The 2659-nt window shown below is 70.4% G+C and carries 4 protein-coding genes; 1 reads left to right on the forward strand and 3 read right to left on the reverse strand.

Annotation, left to right across the window (positions count from 1 at the left end):
- Together BN4348_RS43450 and BN4348_RS43455 are read right to left on the reverse strand one after the other, a co-directional pair.
- Window positions 1-858: phytoene desaturase family protein (locus BN4348_RS43450; protein WP_142308806.1), on the reverse strand; the 858-nt coding region annotated here is incomplete at its 3' end.
- Between the two features lie 3 nt (window positions 859-861).
- Entirely contained in the window at window positions 862-1326 is a 465-nt protein-coding gene (locus tag BN4348_RS43455) for an SRPBCC family protein (RefSeq protein ID WP_235852739.1), read from the reverse strand.
- Between the two features lie 157 nt (window positions 1327-1483).
- Between BN4348_RS43455 and BN4348_RS43460 the strand changes: the two genes are divergently transcribed.
- Window positions 1484-1825 carry an aminopeptidase gene (locus tag BN4348_RS43460; protein ID WP_066913457.1) on the forward strand — a complete coding sequence of 114 codons (342 nt, stop codon included), beginning with the start codon at window positions 1484-1486 and terminating at the stop codon, window positions 1823-1825.
- Here BN4348_RS43460 and BN4348_RS43465 read toward each other — a convergent pair.
- A partial coding sequence (locus BN4348_RS43465; protein WP_142308807.1) for an SDR family NAD(P)-dependent oxidoreductase occupies window positions 1822-2659 on the reverse strand: 838 nt, incomplete at its 5' end. The genes BN4348_RS43460 and BN4348_RS43465 overlap by 4 nt on opposite strands.

The following is a 2659-nucleotide window of genomic DNA, read 5'->3' on the forward strand; positions in this document are numbered from 1 at the left end:
GGCCACGACCGCCCGGCGGGCCCGAACCGTCCGCCCGCCGGCGGTGGTCACGCCCACCGCCCGCCCGCCGCGCACCTGGATGCGGGAAACGTTCTGGCTGCACTCGATTCGCGCGCCGGCCGAGCCGGCCCGCCGCACCAGCGCCGCCGTCAGCTGGCCCGAACCGCCGACGGGCACCGGCCAGCCGCCGTCCTGGGCGAGCATCGTCATCAGGAACCCCATTGCGCCGCTGACCGGGGCGTCCGGCGGCACATCGGCGTGCATTGCGTTGCCCAGCAACAGGATCCGCGGCGCGTCGCCGTCGAACAACTGGCCCGCCATGGTGTTGGCGGGCTGGATCAACAGGCGGGCGAGCCGGACCGCGTCGGCGGTGCCCAGCTTCAGCAGCAGCCGCAGCATCGGGCGCACCGGCGGAAACGGCGCCAGCATCCCGTCCAGCAGTGGCGCCTTGATTTTCTGCCACAATTCCACGGCGCGCCACCAGTTGTCGCCGTCGGTGGGCTCCCGGCGCGCCAATTCCGTTGCGGTGCGGGCAGGGTCGGGGTAGATGATGGGTGGGTCGTCGTCGGTCCCGCAGCGCGGATGACCGACCACCGCCGGCGCACGGGACCACCGCAGGCCATGGTCCTCGAGCCGCAACGCCGCCATCGCCGGCGAGGCCACCGTCATGGGGTAGAACGAGCTGAACAGGTCGGTGATGTAACCCGGTGTCAGCTCGGCGCTGCGCACCGCGCCGCCCGGCTCGGGCTGGGCCTCGAGCACCAGCACATCCCACCCCGCGTCGGCCAGCATCGACGCCGCCACCAGCCCGTGGTGTCCGGCGCCGATGACGACCGCGTCGGCGGTCTCGTCGGCCATGCCCTATTTGACCTGGCTGGGCTCGAGGCGTTCGGCGAGCGCCGTCAACCGCAACAGGCATTCCCGGTTGCGCGGGTAGACGGCGGCCAGGACCAAGCGGTCGGGGAGGAGCCGGAGCGGCCCGGAGGCCGGCGTCTCGACCATATCGATCCGGCAGCCATCCGGGATGTCCGTGAGCCGCAACGTTATTCGCGCGGAGCCGAGTGCACCGAGACCCGCGCGCAGCACGAGTCCCTCACCGGGCGAACAACTTTCGACCACCGTCTCGTCGCTGATCACCAGCGGCCATACCCCGACCGAGTGCTTGATCGCGGAGCCGGGCTGCGGCCAATCCGAGTCGACGGCGCGGGTGCGGCTGTTGCCCACCACCCACTGCGCATACGTCCACCCGTCGGTCATCGCATCCCAGATCTGCTGGCGCGACGCCCGCACCTCGCGGGTGGTCGCCATCTTTCGAGTCGCCGTCATTGAAGGTCCTTTCGCACCGCCGTGATGGCTACGGGTACCCCGGTCGGCGGGAACCATGCGCCGCCCCGGTGCACGCCCGTGACCGCCGATCGGTTTAGCGGCGGCGGCCAGTGGTTACTACGCCGTTACAACACTCGCGTTTGACGGGAGACTAATAGTGACTGTGCGACGGATCATCATCGCAGTGGGCGCCGTGCTTGTGCTGGCCGGGATCATCGGGCTGCTGGTACCGGTGTCCGTATCGGACAGCAACGGCAATTCCGTCTCATGCGGGAACGGAATCGCCATGGACTTGTCCAGCGCCCGCAGTGCCAACGACAAGAACGGTGCCAACATCCCCATCCTGAACCAGGTCCTCCCGCACACCGACTACGTGGCCCAATGCCAGTCGTCGGTGAACACCCGGCGGAGCTGGACCATCCCGTTGGTTGTCGTCGGGGTCGTCGCGGTCGGCGGCGCGCTGCTGGTGCGACGAACGGCCGGGTCCAAAACGGTCTAGATCACCCGCACCCGCGCGGCGTTGCGCAACGCCTGCGGCGCCACGCGGGAAAGCCCGTAGACCGCATAGGCTTCCGGCGCGACGGGCCGAATCGGCTTTTTCTTTTCGACCGACGACAGGATCGCCTTGGCGACCTTGTCCGGCCCGTAGTGGCGCAGCGCGAAGAGCCGGCCGATCTGGCCCCGCCGGCCGTCGACGTTATCGTCCTTGCCGACCGGGGCGCTGAAGCGGGTGGTGCTGATGATGTTGGTGTTGATGACGCCGGGGCAGATCGTCGTCACCCCGACCCCGGCCGCGTCGAGTTCGGCCCGCAGGCAGTCGGAAAACATGTAGTTCGCGGCCTTGGAGGTGCAGTAGGCGATCAGCGACTGCTGCGGGGCGTAGGCGGCCATCGACGCGACGTTGACGATGTAGCCGCCGGTGCCGCGCTCGACCAGGCGCCGGCCGAACGACCGGCAGCCGTTGACCACGCCCCCGAGGTTGATCTCGAGCACCCGGTCGAACTCCTCGACCGGGGTGTCCAGGAAACATCCCGCCTGCCCGATGCCGGCGTTGTTGACGACGATGTCGGGCACGCCGTGCTCGGCGCTGACCCGCTCGGCGAACGCCTCGACCGCGCCGGCGTCGGACACGTCGAGCACGTACGGGTGGGCGGTGCCGCCGCGCGCGGCGATCTCGGCGGCGGTCTCCTTCACGGTGGCCTCGTCGATGTCGCTGACCACCAGCTCGGCGCCCGCACGGGCGAACGCGAACGCGGTCTCGCGCCCGATGCCGCTGCCCGCGCCGGTGACCGCCACCAGGGTGTCGCCGAAGCGCCCGCGGGGGCGCCCGACC

This window comes from Mycobacterium interjectum (assembly GCF_900078675.2).
GTDB classification, from domain to species: Bacteria; Actinomycetota; Actinomycetes; order Mycobacteriales; family Mycobacteriaceae; genus Mycobacterium; species Mycobacterium interjectum.